Annotated in this window: 12 protein-coding genes; 6 read left to right on the forward strand and 6 right to left on the reverse strand. The window is 66.0% G+C overall.

All coding sequences use genetic code 11. The features are described 5' to 3' along the window. Window positions 1-79: 79 nt before the first annotated feature. Together AC1DOQ_RS09620 and AC1DOQ_RS09625 are read right to left on the reverse strand one after the other, a co-directional pair. The gene (locus tag AC1DOQ_RS09620; protein WP_477362565.1) at window positions 80-1,660 is read right to left on the reverse strand and encodes an alkaline phosphatase D family protein; all 1,581 of its coding nucleotides are present in this window, start codon (window positions 1,658-1,660) and stop codon (window positions 80-82) included. A 4-nt stretch (window positions 1,661-1,664) separates the two neighbouring features. Continuing rightward, window positions 1,665-2,099, reverse strand: coding sequence for an acyl-CoA thioesterase (locus tag AC1DOQ_RS09625; RefSeq protein WP_442123983.1), 435 nt, complete (start codon window positions 2,097-2,099; stop codon window positions 1,665-1,667). A 62-nt stretch (window positions 2,100-2,161) separates the two neighbouring features. On the opposite strand from AC1DOQ_RS09625, the gene AC1DOQ_RS09630 reads away from it, so the two are divergent. Both AC1DOQ_RS09630 and AC1DOQ_RS09635 read left to right on the forward strand, forming a co-directional pair. Further along, window positions 2,162-4,012, forward strand: coding sequence for an ABCB family ABC transporter ATP-binding protein/permease (locus AC1DOQ_RS09630; RefSeq protein ID WP_477362567.1), 1,851 nt, complete (start codon window positions 2,162-2,164; stop codon window positions 4,010-4,012). Between the two features lie 12 nt (window positions 4,013-4,024). After that, window positions 4,025-4,897: a Kdo hydroxylase family protein gene (locus AC1DOQ_RS09635; RefSeq protein ID WP_477362569.1), complete on the forward strand. Its 873-nt coding sequence runs from the start codon at window positions 4,025-4,027 to the stop codon at window positions 4,895-4,897. A gap of 38 nt (window positions 4,898-4,935) precedes the next feature. On the opposite strand, the gene AC1DOQ_RS09640 is transcribed toward AC1DOQ_RS09635, so the two are convergent. Next, entirely contained in the window at window positions 4,936-5,829 is an 894-nt protein-coding gene (locus AC1DOQ_RS09640; RefSeq protein WP_477362571.1) for a LysR family transcriptional regulator, read from the reverse strand. Window positions 5,830-6,032: 203 nt separating this feature from the next. On the opposite strand from AC1DOQ_RS09640, the gene AC1DOQ_RS09645 reads away from it, so the two are divergent. The 4 genes from AC1DOQ_RS09645 (at window position 6,033) to AC1DOQ_RS09660 (ending at window position 10,217) form a co-directional block, all read left to right on the forward strand. Then, window positions 6,033-6,728, forward strand: a complete 696-nt coding sequence (locus AC1DOQ_RS09645; RefSeq protein WP_477362573.1) for an RraA family protein — start codon at window positions 6,033-6,035, stop codon at window positions 6,726-6,728. Beyond that, window positions 6,725-7,684 carry a hydroxyacid dehydrogenase gene (locus tag AC1DOQ_RS09650; protein ID WP_477362575.1) on the forward strand — a complete coding sequence of 320 codons (960 nt, stop codon included), beginning with the start codon at window positions 6,725-6,727 and terminating at the stop codon, window positions 7,682-7,684. The genes AC1DOQ_RS09645 and AC1DOQ_RS09650 overlap by 4 nt, the downstream gene beginning before the upstream one ends. Window positions 7,685-7,748: 64 nt before the next feature. Continuing rightward, window positions 7,749-9,071, forward strand: a complete 1,323-nt coding sequence (locus AC1DOQ_RS09655; protein WP_477362577.1) for an MFS transporter — start codon at window positions 7,749-7,751, stop codon at window positions 9,069-9,071. A gap of 90 nt (window positions 9,072-9,161) precedes the next feature. After that, entirely contained in the window at window positions 9,162-10,217 is a 1,056-nt protein-coding gene (locus AC1DOQ_RS09660; protein ID WP_477362579.1) for a porin, read from the forward strand. Between the two features lie 23 nt (window positions 10,218-10,240). Here AC1DOQ_RS09660 and AC1DOQ_RS09665 read toward each other — a convergent pair whose 3' ends face one another. From AC1DOQ_RS09665 to AC1DOQ_RS09675, 3 genes are all read right to left on the reverse strand, one after another. Next, window positions 10,241-11,527, reverse strand: coding sequence for an ATP-binding protein (locus AC1DOQ_RS09665; RefSeq protein ID WP_477362997.1), 1,287 nt, complete (start codon window positions 11,525-11,527; stop codon window positions 10,241-10,243). Window positions 11,528-11,693: 166 nt separating this feature from the next. Further along, a complete protein-coding gene (locus tag AC1DOQ_RS09670) occupies window positions 11,694-12,776 on the reverse strand; it encodes a type II asparaginase (RefSeq protein ID WP_477362581.1) in 1,083 nt (360 codons plus the stop codon). A gap of 101 nt (window positions 12,777-12,877) precedes the next feature. Further along, the gene (locus AC1DOQ_RS09675) at window positions 12,878-14,149 is read right to left on the reverse strand and encodes a dicarboxylate/amino acid:cation symporter (protein ID WP_477362583.1); all 1,272 of its coding nucleotides are present in this window, start codon (window positions 14,147-14,149) and stop codon (window positions 12,878-12,880) included. Between the last annotated feature and the right edge of the window lie 68 nt (window positions 14,150-14,217).

Genomic DNA, 14,217 nt, shown 5'->3' on the forward strand with positions numbered 1-14,217 from the left:
CGCGGGGACGACGTTTACAGGCCGCCGGGACGACGTTTACAGGCCGCGGGGACGACGGGCGAAAGCCGCAGGACGACCGCTAGCCGTTCGTCACTTCCACCCCAGCCGTCCCATCCACCACCCGGAACGCCGCCAGCTCCCGCTGCGCAGTCTTCGGATCCCGCACCTCGTCCAGCCCCATGAAATGCGTGCGCGTTTCCTTCGGCGTCACCTCCAGCAGCATGTAGCCGCGCCTGTCGCTGCGGCCGAACTTGATGTGCGGGTTCATCTCGACGTATTCCGCGGTGCGCTGCTGCGGGCGCGAGCTGGAGGTGACCGAGGTGCCGACGAACTCGGTGGCGATCACCGGATTGTCCTTCGATGCCGGGCGGCTGAAATCGGCGCGCAGCTCGGTGGCGTAGAAGGTGTGGACGTCCCCGCCCAGCACCAGCGGGTTGGCGGCCCCTGAACCCGCCAGGGTGTCCAGCAGCCGCCGGCGTGCGGCCGGATAGCCGTCCCAGCCATCGGTCCAGAAGCGTCCGCCGTCGGCGCCGACGATCGGCACCTGGGTCGATTGCGCCATCAGGGTCTGCTGGGCCAGGATGTTCCAGCGCGCCCTCGAGCCTTGCAGGCCGTCCTGCAGCCAGGCTTCCTGCTCCCTGCCCAGCATGCTGCGCGATGGGTCGAGCAGGGAAGGGCAGGCGCGCGGGCTCACGGAATTCGAGCCGCCCCGGCCCGGCTTCGGGCAGGCTTCGTAGGCGCGGTACTGGCGGTCGTCCAGCACGTGGAAGCGCGCCAGGCGCCCCCAGTCGTAGCGCTGAACCATGCGCACGTTCGCAAAGCTGCGAGGCGGCGGCAGGCGCAGCGGCATGTGCTCGTAGAAGGCCTGGTAGGCCGCCGCGCGGCGCGCCGCGAAATCGCTGGAGAGCCGCTCGTCGCGGTCGGCGGCGTAGTCGTTGGCGACTTCGTGGTCGTCCCAGGTCACGATCCAGGGCGCCGCCAGGTGGGCCGCCTGCAGGTCCGGGTCGCTCTTGTACTGGGCATAGCGCTGGCGGTAGCTCGCCAGGTCGAAGGATTCATTCTGGCGCACCGCGCGTTGCGGATGCTGGCGCTGGAAGGGCCCCCATTCGTAGATGTAGTCGCCGAGGAAGGCGACCAGGTCCGGCTGGGCCTCGGCGATGTAGCGGTGCGCCGCATAGCTGCCGAATTCCCAGTGCTGGCAGGAGGCCACCGCCAGCTTCAGCATGTCGGGCATGCTGCCGGCCGCAGGTGCCGTGCGGGTGCGGCCGACCGGACTGACGGCGTCGCCGAACAGGAAGCGGTACCAGTACCAGCGGCCGGGCTGCAGGCCGGTCACGTTCACGCGCACGCTGTGCGCCAGCTCCGGCGTGGCGATGACGCTGCCCTTGGCCGCGATGTTGCGGAAGCCTTCGTCCTGCGCGACTTCCCAGCGCAGCGGCACCGCCAGCCCGGGCGCCGAATCCGCATCCAGCGGATCGGGCAGGATGCGGGTCCAGAGGATCACGGAATCCGGCAGCGGCGAACCGGAAGCCACGCCCAGACTGAACGGATAGCCGGCCGCGCTCGATGGCGCCGCGCGCAGTACCGAAGGACCAGCGGCAGTGAAGGCCGCGGCCAGGCGCGCCGCGTCCAGCAGGAACAGGCGGCGCGATGGCGTCAAGGGCTTACTCGGCGATCAGGGATTCGAGCGGCGGCAGCTGGCGCGGCTTGCGGTCCGGGCCGGTGGCGACATAGGTGAGGGTGGCCTCGGTGACTTTCACGACATTGGTTTGCAGTCGGTTACGCTCGGCGTAGACTTCGACGTAGACGGTGATCGAGGTATTGCCGACCTTGACGATGTCGGCGTAGAAGGACAGCAGGTCGCCGACGAAGACCGGGTTCTTGAACAGGAAGGAGTTGACGGCGATGGTGGCCACGCGGCCGTTCGCGCGGCGCACGGCCGGCAGCGAGCCGGCGACGTCGACCTGGGCCATGATCCAGCCGCCGAACACGTCTCCGTACACATTGGCGTCGGACGGCGCCGGCATCATCCGCAGCACTGGCATCTTTCCTTCAGGCAGGCGGGTGGTGGAGAGGGTCTGGTTTTCTGGCTGGGTCATCTTGAAATCTCGGTAAAAGCTACAATCGTCCCAGATTGAACCATAAATAAAGAATCTCTGTCATGCGACGCACTCCCGCAAGCTCATCCCCTCCACCGGCCGCCGACCCGGCCGCCGGCCGCAACGACTGGGCCGTGATCGGCACCTTGATGCCCTATCTGTGGGTCTACAAATGGCGCGTGATGGCCGCGCTGGTCTGCCTGATCGGCGCCAAGGTGGCCAATATCGGCGTGCCGCTGGTGCTCAAGAATATCGTCGACAGCCTCAGCATCTCGCCCACCCATCCCTACGCGCTGCTGGTGCTGCCGCTGGGCGCCCTGTTCGCGTATGGCGCGCTGCGCTTCTCGACCACGCTGTTCACCGAGCTGCGCGAATTCCTGTTCGCGCGCGTCACCCAGCGCGCGGTACGCACCATCGCGCTGAAGGTGTTCCGCCACCTGCACGCGCTGTCGCTGCGCTTCCACCTGAACCGCCAGACCGGCGGCATGACGCGCGATATCGAGCGCGGCACGCGCGGCGTCAGCTCGCTGGTGTCGTATTCCTTGTTTTCGATTTTGCCGACCCTGGTCGAGATCACCCTGGTGCTGGGCTACCTGGGCGCGCGCTACGACAAGTGGTTCTCGATCATCACCGGGGCCGCGCTGGTCACCTACATCACCTTCACCATCGTCGTCACCGAATGGCGCACCCACTTCCGCCGCACGATGAACGAGCTCGATTCGAAGGCCAACACCAAGGCCATCGATTCGCTGATCAACTACGAGACCGTCAAGTACTTCGGCAACGAGGACTACGAAGCCAAGCGCTACGACGCAGGACTGCAGGACTACGAGCGCGCCGCCGTGCGTTCGCAGACCTCGCTGTCCTTCCTGAACTCGGGCCAGTCGCTGATCATCGCCGCCGCCGTCACCGCCATCCTGTGGCGCGCGACCCAGGGCGTGATCGACAAGACCATGACCCTGGGCGACCTGGTGCTGGTGAACTCCTTCATGCTGCAGCTGTACATTCCGCTCAACTTCCTGGGCGTGATCTACCGCGAGATCAAGCAGAGCCTGGCCGACATGGAGCGCCTGTTCGGCCTGCTGGAACAGCACCGCGAAGTGGCCGATTCGCCCGATGCGAAACCGCTGATCACACACGGCGCCCAGGTCGCGTTCTCGCACGTCGAATTCAATTACGACCCCAAGCGCCAGATCCTGTTCGACGTCGACTTCACGATCCCGGCCGGCACCACCACCGCCGTGGTCGGCCACAGCGGCTCGGGCAAGTCGACCCTGTCGCGCCTGCTGTTCCGCTTCTACGACGTGCAGCAGGGCGCGATCAGCATCGACGGCCAGGACATCCGCAAGGTGACCCAGGACTCGCTGCGCCACGCGATCGGCATCGTGCCCCAGGATACGGTGCTGTTCAACGACACCATCGAATACAACATCGCCTACGGCCGCCCCGGCGCCAGCCGCGAGGACATCGTGGCGGCGGCGCGCGCAGCCTCCATCCACGACTTCATCGAAACCCTGCCCGACGGCTATGCGACAATGGTGGGTGAACGCGGCCTGAAGCTGTCCGGCGGCGAGAAGCAGCGGGTCGCGATCGCGCGGACGCTGCTGAAGAATCCGGCGATCCTGATCTTCGACGAAGCGACGTCCGCACTGGATTCCCGCGCGGAGCAGGCGATCCAGGCGCAGCTGAAGGAGATCGCCAGGCAGCGCACCACGCTGGTGATCGCGCACCGCCTGTCGACCATCGCCGACGCGCACCAGATCCTGGTGCTCGACCACGGCCGCATCGTCGAGCGCGGCACGCACGGACAGCTGATCGCGCAGAACGGCTTGTATAAACAGATGTGGGACCGGCAGCTGGCAAGGCAGGACGAAGACCTGGCATCAAAGCCCCTGGCCCTCGAACAGGATTAAGAAAGACAAAACATGGAAAACCAGATCGTCGAGATCGACATGAAGGAGGTCGGCCACGGCAATCCGGCCTGGATCGCCGCGCTCGAAGCGGGGAAGGTGCTGTACTTCCCGAACTTCGGCGAGCACGGTTTCGCGCCGCAGAAGGAAGAGCTGGCGCTGTTCCGCGAAGACATCCGCGACCCCAAGATCCGCAACATCAGCCTCGACCCTGCCGGCAAGCTGAAAGGCGTGATCGGCGACGAAGCCACCCAGGCGCTGGCCGCCGGCATGATCGGCCGCTTTCGCGCCCAGGCCGAGGGCCTGCTGGGCAACCTGGTGCCGCGCTACAGCGAGCACCTGCGCCGCGGTTCCGTCAGCTTCCGTCCGTCGAAGGTCGAGACCCGGGTCCAGTCCTGGCGCGCCGACGACCGCCGCCTGCACGTCGACGCCTTCCCCTCGCGTCCGAACCGCGGCGAGCGCCTGCTGCGCGTGTTCACCAACGTGAACCTGGAAGGCGTGCCGCGCGTGTGGCGCGTGGGCGAGCCGTTCGAAGACGTCGCCCGCCGCTTCCTGCCGGGCGTGAAGAAGTACGTGCCCTGGCAGGCCAGCCTGCTCAACGCGCTGCACGTGACCAAGTCGCTGCGCAGCGAATACGACCACCTGATGCTGCAGCTGCACGATTCCATGAAGGCCGACCTCGACTACCAGAAGAACGCGCCGCAGGTCACCTTCGGCTTCCCGCCAGGCTGCGCCTGGGTGTGCTTCTCGGACCAGGCCTCGCACTCGGTGATGTCGGGCCAGTACATGCTGGAGCACACCTTGCAGCTGTCGCCGATGCAGCAGTACGACAAGGAATCGAGCCCGTTGGCGATTTTGACCCGCCTGCAGGGCCACGCCTTGATTTAAGCGTTTGCGCGGGCACGCCGTGCCCACGCGCATGCGGTTCAAATGAGCAGCAATTCTTTTCCGCGCGCCCGCACGATGTCCGTGATCCGCGCGGCGGCCGGCGACAGATAAGCGTTCTTTCGATAGGTGAGGCCAAGACGGCGCTGCATCTGGGTTTCGGCTAGTTCCACCTCGCGCACCCGGGCCCTGCCCGCGACCAGATTCAAACGCGACACGAATCCCAGTAGCGGCGACCGCTCGAGAATCGGCAGGATCGAGTTCAGCACGTTCGATGCGATCTGCACCTGCGGCCGCGGAAGGCCATGCCGGTCGAAGGTCTGGTCGATCCATTGGCGCGACGCGACCGTCGTGGCAGGCAGCATCCACTTGTAGTCCAGCAGACCGGCAAGCGTTGCCGGCGCGTCGAACACGGGATGGTCCTGGCTCGCCATCACGACCATGGTGTCTTCCGCGATCTGCTCGCACACGATGTCCACATCGTTTTCCATCATGGGACCGACCACCAGGTCGACATCGCCGTCGCGCAGGCTCGACAGCAGATTGTCGTTCATGCCCACCGCCAGGTTGACGGTGATCTCCGGCGCCTCTGCCAGCAGTTGTTCGAACACGGCAGGCATCAGGTGCTCGGCCACCGTCGGCACGCAGCCAATGCGCACCGTCCCCTGCAAACCGCCCGCATAGTCCTGCATCTCGCGCGCCGTCTCCTCGACCATGATCGCCATCTGCCGCGTGCGCCGCACCAGCACCTCGCCGGCGACGGTCAGCCGCATGCCGCGCCCATCCTTTTCGAACAGCTTGGCGCCCAGGTCCTCTTCCAGCCTGTCGATGCATTTGGTCAGCGCAGGCTGGGTCCGGTGCAGGCGTTCGGCGGCCCGTCCCAGGTTGCCTTCCTCGGCGATCACTTCGAAATATTTCAGGTCGCGGAAGTCCATCGATATATTCCCAAAAGTTTAAGAATTCGAAAAATAAGTGAATATACATTATAGATCGTGCTTCCTATACTCGGCTCATACAAGAACTGCCTGACAAACAGGCAGCCGCATCGGAGGAGACATCCATGGCATCCCGCATCCCGGGTGCCGTCCTGCGTCCGTTCCTCCCCGTGGCTGCCTCCACCCTACGACGAGGAACCACCATGAGCCATTCCACCCCACCCGACGTCATCCGCGACATCGAGCGCATCGATCCGGAACTGGTCGCGCGCGCCGCCCAGTACCCGTCTTCCATCCTGGCCGACGTCGCCGGCCGCCGCGGCGCCCTGAGCAGCCGCATCGCGCCGCTGGCGCCGAGCATGCGCCTGGCCGGTCCGGCCATCACCGTCGAAGTGCGCCCCGGTGACAACCTGATGATCCACGCCGCGATGGCGATCGCCAAGCCGGGCGACGTGCTGGTCATCGACGGCAAGGGCGACGATACCAGCGCCCTGCTGGGCGAGATCATGGTCAGCCAGTGCATGGCGATCGGCATCGCCGGCATCGTCGTCTACGGCGCCGTGCGCGACACCGAGGCGATCCGCGCGCTGGGCTTCCCGCTGTACGCCACCGGCGCGAATCCGAACGGCCCGACCAAGCAGGTGCCGGGCCGGATCAACTGGCCGATTGCGGTGGGCGGCGTGACGGTGCGCCCGGGCGACCTGGTGGTGGGCGATGCCGACGGCATCGTCGTCGTCGAGCCGGTCAAGGTGCCGGCCGTGCTGGATGCGGCCAGACAGAAGCTGGCCGATGAAACCGCGCGCATCGAAGGCATCCGCAGCGGCGCCCAGCTGCGCCCGGCCTGGCTCGACGCCGCGCTGCGCAAGGCCGGCGTGCTGGCCGAAGGAGAAACGCTGTGAGCGCCGTCCTCAAGGAAGAGCCGAAGCGCGCTCATGTGCGTGATGTGGTGCTGGTGACCGGCGCCGACCTGGCCGATAAAGCGGTCGAGCTGCTGTCGGCTTATGAACTGGTCTATGCCGGCAAGACGCCGACCGAGGACGAGCTGGTTGCCCTGTGCCGCCAGCACCAGCCGGTAGCGATCATCGTGCGCTACGGCCGCATCACCGAGCGCGTGATCGAGGCCTGCGCCCGCCTGCGCGTGATCTCCAAGCACGGCTCCGGCACCGACACCATCGACAAGGAAGCGGCGGCCAGCCGCGGCATCGCCGTCAAGGCGGCGGTCGGCGCCAACGCGGCCGCCGTGGCGGAACACGCCTGGGCGCTGATCTTCGCCTGCGCCAAGGACCTGCCGCTGCTGGACCGCCGCATGCACGACGGCCACTGGGACAAGGCCACCCACAAGAGCCTGGAACTGAAGGGCCGCACACTCGGCCTGGTGGGCCTGGGCGCGATCGGCGCGCGCGTGGCCACCGTCGGCGGCGCACTGGGCATGCGTGTCATCGCGCACGACCCGTTCGCGCAAACGGCGCCGGATGGCGTCAGCCTGCTGCCGCTGGCGGACGTGATCGCACAGTCGGACGTGCTGTCCCTGCATTGCCCGCTCACGAAGGACAACGCCAACATGCTGAACGCGCAGACGCTGGCCACCATGCGTCCCGGCGCCATCGTCGTCAACACCGCGCGCGGCGGCCTGATCGACGAAGCGGCGCTGGCCGAGGCCCTGCGCAGCGGCGCCCTGCGCGCGGCGGGACTGGACAGCTTCCAGGTCGAACCCTTCACCCCCGGCCACCCCTTCACCGGGATTCCGAACGCCATCCTGTCGCCGCACATCGGCGGCGTGACCGGCGATGCCTACGTCGGCATGGGCACGGCGGCGGCGGGCAACGTGCTGGCGGTCCTGGAACGGCAAGCCTGACGTCGGACAAAAACCACAGGCGCGCACCAAGACGCGCTTTAACGATTACAGTAACGGAGACGACATGAGCGATATCGATACCACTTCACGCATCGAAGCCGAGACCATGCGCAAGGTCACCTGGCGCATCATCCCCTTCCTGACAGTCTGCTATCTGCTGGCCCTGATCGACCGCGGGAATATCGGCATGGCTGCCCTGCAAATGAACGACGACCTTGGCATCACCAAGAAGGTGTTCGGATTTGCCGGCAGCCTGTTCTTCATTGCCTACTTCCTGTTCGAAGTGCCCAGCAACCTCGCGCTGCAGAAGTTCGGCGCACGCAAGTGGATTGCGCGGATCATGATCACCTGGGGGCTGGTTTCAAGCGGGATGGCCTTCGTCCAGGGCCAGAATTCGCTGTTCGTGATGCGCTTCCTGCTCGGCGCCGCCGAAGCCGGCTTCTTCCCGGGTGTGGTGCTCTACCTGACCTACTGGTTCCCCGCCGCCTACCGCGCGCGCATGGTCGCCCTGTTCATGGTGGCCGTACCGATGGGCAGCTTCATCGGTTCTCCGCTGTCCGGACTGCTGCTGCAGGCCGACGGCCTGCTCGGCATGCGCGGATGGCACTGGCTGTTCATCATCGAGGGCCTGCCCACGGTCCTGCTGGGTATCGCTTGCCTGTTCTTCCTGACCGACCGCCCGCAACAGGCCAAATGGCTGAGCGCCGAACAGCGCGGCTGGCTGGTCGCTCGCCTCGAAAATGAGCGCCAGGACAAGAAGGCCGTCGAGCACCCGTCGATCTGGAAGCTCTTCCGCAGCAAGGAAGTGCTGGGCATGGCGCTGGTCTGCTCGGCCGCATCGGCTGCCGGCACGGTGCTCGGCGTGTGGCAGCCGCAGCTGCTCAAGTCCTTCGGCCTGACCGTCATGCAGACCGGTCTCGTCAATTCGGTGCCCTATGTGATTGCCGCGGTACTGATGATCCTGTGGGGCCGCCATTCGGACAAGACCGCGGAACGCCGCTGGCACACCGCGATCCCGCTGGCCCTGATCGCCGGCGGCATGCTGGGCACCCTGGTGACCGGCTCCCTCGCGCCGACCGTGTTCCTGCTGTCCTGCATCCTGGTCGGCGCCTACTCGTTCAAGGGACCGTTCTGGGCCCTGAGCTCCACCTGGATCGCGCCCTCGTCGGCGGCGGCCGGCCTGGCCGGCATCAATGCCGCCTCGAACCTGATCGGCGGCGGCCTGATGGTCAACGCCTACGGCTGGATCAAGGAAGAAACCGGCAGTTATGCCCTGGCCTTGTTGCCGGTCGCCGGCTTGACCGTGGCCAGCATCATCATGCTCCTCGTCCTGAGCAGCGGCGCCAGCCAGGCGGCGCGCAAGGCGGCGGCCAAGGCAACCGCCTAAATCCCGCATCACCCCTCCGTAGTTTTTCATCGGCACCGGCCGAGGGCAGCCCACGCCCTCGGCCACCATAAATCCATCAATAACGAGACAATGAAAACCCAAGCTACCCTGATGCTGGCCCTCGCGGCCCTGTTCCCGGCCGCCGCATTCGCCCAGGCCAGCGTGACCGTCTACGGCTCCGTCGATGCCGGATTGCGCTACCAGACCAATGTCGATGCCGAAGGCCACGGCATGTGGACGACGAGCTCCGGCAATTACTACTCGAACCGGCTGGGCTTTCGCGGCGTCGAGCAGCTCGGCAATGGGCTGAACGCGCACTTCCAGCTGGAGAGCGGCTTCAACAGCAAGACCGGCGCCCTGGACAACACCAACAACGTCCTGTTCAACCGTACCGCCGCGGTCGGCCTGGGCGGCAGCTGGGGTTCGATCGACATCGGCCACCTGTACACGATCGGCTTCCGGACCGAGAAATTCCTCGACCCCTTCGACCATCACTACACGCCCATCGTGCCGCTGTCCTCGGGCGCCGGCACCAGCTTGCCGGCGGCGGCGAAAACGGCCGGCCTGAGCGCATCGTCGTCGTCCGGCACCCGCTTCAACAACGACGTCCAGTACACCGGGACCTTCGATGGCCTGATCCTGCGCGCCGAATACGCGCCGGGCGAAGTCGCGGGAGATGCCGGGAAGGGGACGGCGAAGGCGGTGGGCTTCAGCTACGCCAAGGGGATGCTGCTGGCGGCGGGCGCCTGGACGGACAAGCAGACCACCACCGGCTTCGACAATCACGCCTTCGTGGTCGGCGGCGGCGTCGAGGTCGGTGCCTTCACCGTCAAGGCCGGCCTGTCGCGCGAACGCCAGGAGACCGCGAGCGCGGGCAGCTACCAGCTGGAGACGCGCTTCGGCGGCGTCAACTACCAGGTCAACCAGCCGGTGGAAGTCACCGCGGCCTTCTATCGCTCGGACTACGACAGCCGCACGGGCGGCGGCCGGCGCGACCTGACCCTGGTGGGCGCGGCGTACCACTTTTCGAAGCTGACCAACCTGTATGCGGAGGTCGACTTCAACCGCTACGACGGCGCCCTGGTGCCGTCGACGAAGCAGACCTCCCAGCGCGCGGTGCAGCTGGGCGTGATGAAGATGTTCTGAGGTCCGGGGAGGGCGTCCAGGCCTCAGGCCGCCGGCCGTAGCGAGGCCGGCGGCGTGATCGGCAGCCGGATGGTGAAGGTCGTCCCGACCTCGGGCGTGGAGGCGACTTCGATGCGCCCGCCGTGCTTGTTGATGACGCTGTAGGACAGCGACAAGCCCAGTCCCGTGCCGCTGCCGACCGGTTTGGTGGTGAAGAAGGGTTCGAAGATGCGGTTCATGTTCTGCGCCGGGATGCCGCAGCCGGTGTCGCTGATCGCCACCCACACCCAGTCGCCGTCGACCCCGGTGGCGATGGTGATCACGCCGCGCTCGCGAATCGCCTGGGCGGCGTTGACGAGCAGGTTCATGAACACCTGGTTCAGTTGCGAGGCCAGGCACTTCACTTCGGGCAGCTCGCCATAGCGCCGCTCGACGGTGGCCTTGTACTTGATCTCGTTGGCGACGATGGTCAGGGTCGTCTCGAGTCCGGTGTGCAGGTCGGCGAAATGCCAGTCGGTTTCGCCCATGTGCGAAAAGTCCTTGAGCGACTGTACGATGTCCCGGACCCGCTTGAGTCCATCCAGCGACTCGTTCACCAGGTCGCCGATGTCTTCCTGCAGGAAGGCGAGATCCGCCTCGCGGTTGATCGCGTCGATGCGCGCCGCCAGCGCCGTCCCGGGCGCGGCCTGCATCACCGCTTCGTTGGTGGTGCGCACCACCGACAGCAGGGTCGTCACGTAGCGGTTCAGGGTGCTCATGTTCGAGTTGACGAAGCCGATCGGGTTGTTGATCTCGTGGGCGACACCCGCCGCCAGCTGGCCGATCGAGGCCATCTTTTCCGACTGCAGCAGCTGGTCGTGGGCTTCGCGCAGGCGCGTGATCAGTTGTTGCTGTTCCTGCTCCAGCAGCTTGCGCGCGGTGATGTCGCTGAGCGAACCGATCACTTCGAGCGGCGCGCCGCGCGCGTCGCGGATCAGGCGCAGGTGGTCGTGCATCCACAGGTACTCGCCGTTGGCCGCGCGGAAGCGGTATTCGTAGGTGCGTTCGCCTTCCACGAACAGCTGCGCCAGGCTCGAGAAGATGGCCGGGGCGTCGTCCGGGTGGATGTGATCGAACCAGAAATTGGGATCGGCCAGCATCTGCTCGGGGGTATAGCCGAGCACGTTGCGCGCGTTATTGCTCACGAAGGTCATCTTGAAGTCGCCGCTGGGGACGGAGCTGTAGATGATGGCCGGCGTGTTGTCGATCAGGTACTCCAGCCTGACCAGGGGCGAAGCGACGGGCGCAGGCGGCGGGCTGGACGCGAAGGATTCGAATTCTTCAAACTGCATGGCCATGGCGGATCCGGCGGACGGTAAAAGTACGATTCCATTATCGCGGCGAACCATCGATACGGATCGCATTCTTGCTTTTTCCGCATGGCAATATTTTGCTTGTATGGCCGCGATACAACAAAAAAGCCGCCCGAAGGCGGCCTGTCGCTGGCGGGTGCCAGGATCAATAGGTGTAGAACATGCGCTGGATTTCCCTGGTGCTGTTGGTCCTGGTCAGCGCCAGCATCAGCAGGATGCGCGCCTTTTGCGGATTCAGCGTATCCGAGACCACGAAGTCGAGCTGGTCGTCATTGGCTTCGCCGTTGCGCGCCACGATGCCCTGGCCGACGCGGCTGGAACGCACGATGACCACGCCTTTTTCGCGCGCGGCGGAGAGGGCCAGGCGCACCTTGTTCGGCAGGCTGCCGTCGCCCACGCCGGCGTGGACCAGGCCCTTGGCGCCGGCGGCGACGAAGGCGTTGACCGCGGTCGGGCCGACGTTGGCGTAGCTGTAGGCGATTTCCACGGCCGGCAGCGAGCTTAGGTTCGACACGTCGAACTCGGTGTCGACGGTGTGCTTGCGGGTCGAGGCGCGGTAGAAGTGCGGCTGGTTGCCGACCACATAGCCCAGCATGCCCAGCTCAGGCGACTTGAAGGTGTCGGTGGTGGTGGTGTTGGTCTTGGTGACTTCGCGCGCGGCGTTGATCTGGTCGTTCATCACCACCAGCACGCCTTTGCCCACCGCTTCCTGGCTGCCGGCGGTCAGCACGGCGTTGTACAGGTTGATCGGGCCGTCGGCCGAGATCGCGGTCGAGGGACGCATCGCGCCGACCACGACCACCGGCTTCCTGCTCTTCACGACCAGGTCCAGGAAGTAGGCGGTTTCCTCGATGGTGTCGGTACCGTGGGTGATCACGATGCCGTCCACGTTCGGCTGGGCCAGCAGGGCGTTGACGCGCTTGGCCAGGATCAGCCACTGCTCGTTGCCCATGTTCTCGCTGGCGATCTGGAACACCTGCTCGCCGCTCACGTGGGCGACTTTCTGCAGTTCCGGCACCGCCTTGATCAGGGCGTCGACACCGACCGTGGCGGCGGTATAGCCGACCGTGGTGGTGCTGGTGGCGCCGGTGCCGGCGATGGTGCCGCCGGTGGCGAGGATGACCACGTTCGGCAGCCTGGCCGGGGCGGCGGTCTGGGCCTGGGCGGCGAGGGCGAACAGGCAGAGGAAGAGCGCGAACAGATGGCGCGCGGATGTCAGGTAAGTCATGTCATCTCCAAAAATCTGCCGTCGTTCCCGCCTGCGCGGGAAGGACGGCTTAAAAAAAAGGCTTTCCATCGCTGGAAAGCCTTGTCCGGTTCAGTAGCGGTTCAACGCAGCGGCGACGTCGCAATATCCTTGTCGGCCGCCTTCGGGTCGGTCAGCTCGCCTTCCCACTTCGCGACCACGGCGGTGGCGATGCCGTTGCCGATCACGTTGGTGGCCGAGCGCGCCATGTCCAGGAAGTGGTCGATGCCCAGCAGGAGCAGCAGGCCGGCTTCCGGGATGTGGAACTGGTTCAGGGTCGCGGCGATCACCACCAGCGAGGCGCGCGGCACGCCGGCCATGCCCTTCGAGGTCAGCATCAGCACCAGCATCATGGTCAGCTGGGTCGACAGCGGCACTTCGATGCCGTAGGCCTGGGCGATGAAGATGGTGGCGAAGGTGCAGTACATCATCGAGCCATCGAGGTTGAACGAGTAGCCGATCGGCAGCACGAAGGCGGCCAGGCGGTTCTTCACGCCGAAGCGCTCGAGGCCTTCCAGGGTTTTCGGGAAAGCGGCTTCCGACGAGGCGCAGGTGAAGGCCAGGATGGTCGGTTCGCGCAGTTCGCGCAGCAGCTGCAGGATGCGCGGGCCGACGAACAGGATGCCGATCGCGATCAGCACGATCCACAGCAGCGCGATGCCGAGGTAGAACTCGCCCATGAACACACCGTAGGTCGACAGCACGCCGACGCCGCTCTTGGCGATCACGCTGGCGACCGCCGCGAACACCGCGACCGGCGCGAAGTTCATGACGTAGCCGGTCACTTTCAGCATCACGTGGGCGGCGCCGTCGATGGCGTCGATCAGCGGGGTGGCGCGCGCGCCCACGGCGGCGGCGCCGGTGCCGAAGAAGATCGAGAAGATCACGATCTGCAGGATCTCGTTCTTGGCCATGCCGTCGGCGATCGAGGTCGGCACCAGGTGGGTGATGAATTCCTTGAGCGTCAGGCCGGTCACGGCGATGCCCGAGGATTCGGTCACGGCCGGCAGGTGGCCGGCGGCGGCCATCGCGTCGCCCGGACGGAACAGGTTCACCAGGATCAGGCCCAGGGTCAGCGACAGGATCGAGGCGATGATGAACCAGCCCAGCGCCTTGACGCCGATACGGCCCACCTCGGAGGCGTCGCCCATCTTGGCGATGCCGACCACCAGGGTCGAGAACACCAGCGGCGCGATGATCATCTTGATCAGGCGGAGGAAGAGGGTGGTCACCAGCGACAGCGTGTCGGCGAAGCCGGCGGCATTTTCCAGGTAATTGTGTGCGAAGTAGCCGACGGCGATACCAAGCACCAGCCCCACGAGGATGTAAGTGGTCAGGCGATTACGATTATTCATAGGCTTCCTTCTGGTGGTGGCGGCGCAACGGAAAACAGGGAGATCGTCCGTCCTGTTCTCGCAGGCTT

It is taken from the genome of Massilia sp. 01N417 (assembly GCF_056399645.1).

Coding starts and splice junctions, on each gene's coding strand:
- AC1DOQ_RS09625 (WP_442123983.1), bottom strand. CDS start 2,099: ATGACCCAGCCAGAAAACCAGACCCTCTCCACCACCCGCCTGCCTGAA.
- AC1DOQ_RS09630 (WP_477362567.1), top strand. CDS start 2,162: ATGCGACGCACTCCCGCAAGCTCATCCCCTCCACCGGCCGCCGACCCG.
- AC1DOQ_RS09635 (WP_477362569.1), top strand. CDS start 4,025: ATGGAAAACCAGATCGTCGAGATCGACATGAAGGAGGTCGGCCACGGC.
- AC1DOQ_RS09640 (WP_477362571.1), bottom strand. CDS start 5,829: ATGGACTTCCGCGACCTGAAATATTTCGAAGTGATCGCCGAGGAAGGC.
- AC1DOQ_RS09645 (WP_477362573.1), top strand. CDS start 6,033: ATGAGCCATTCCACCCCACCCGACGTCATCCGCGACATCGAGCGCATC.
- AC1DOQ_RS09655 (WP_477362577.1), top strand. CDS start 7,749: ATGAGCGATATCGATACCACTTCACGCATCGAAGCCGAGACCATGCGC.
- AC1DOQ_RS09660 (WP_477362579.1), top strand. CDS start 9,162: ATGAAAACCCAAGCTACCCTGATGCTGGCCCTCGCGGCCCTGTTCCCG.
- AC1DOQ_RS09665 (WP_477362997.1), bottom strand. CDS start 11,527: ATGCAGTTTGAAGAATTCGAATCCTTCGCGTCCAGCCCGCCGCCTGCG.
- AC1DOQ_RS09670 (WP_477362581.1), bottom strand. CDS start 12,776: ATGACTTACCTGACATCCGCGCGCCATCTGTTCGCGCTCTTCCTCTGC.
- AC1DOQ_RS09675 (WP_477362583.1), bottom strand. CDS start 14,149: ATGAATAATCGTAATCGCCTGACCACTTACATCCTCGTGGGGCTGGTG.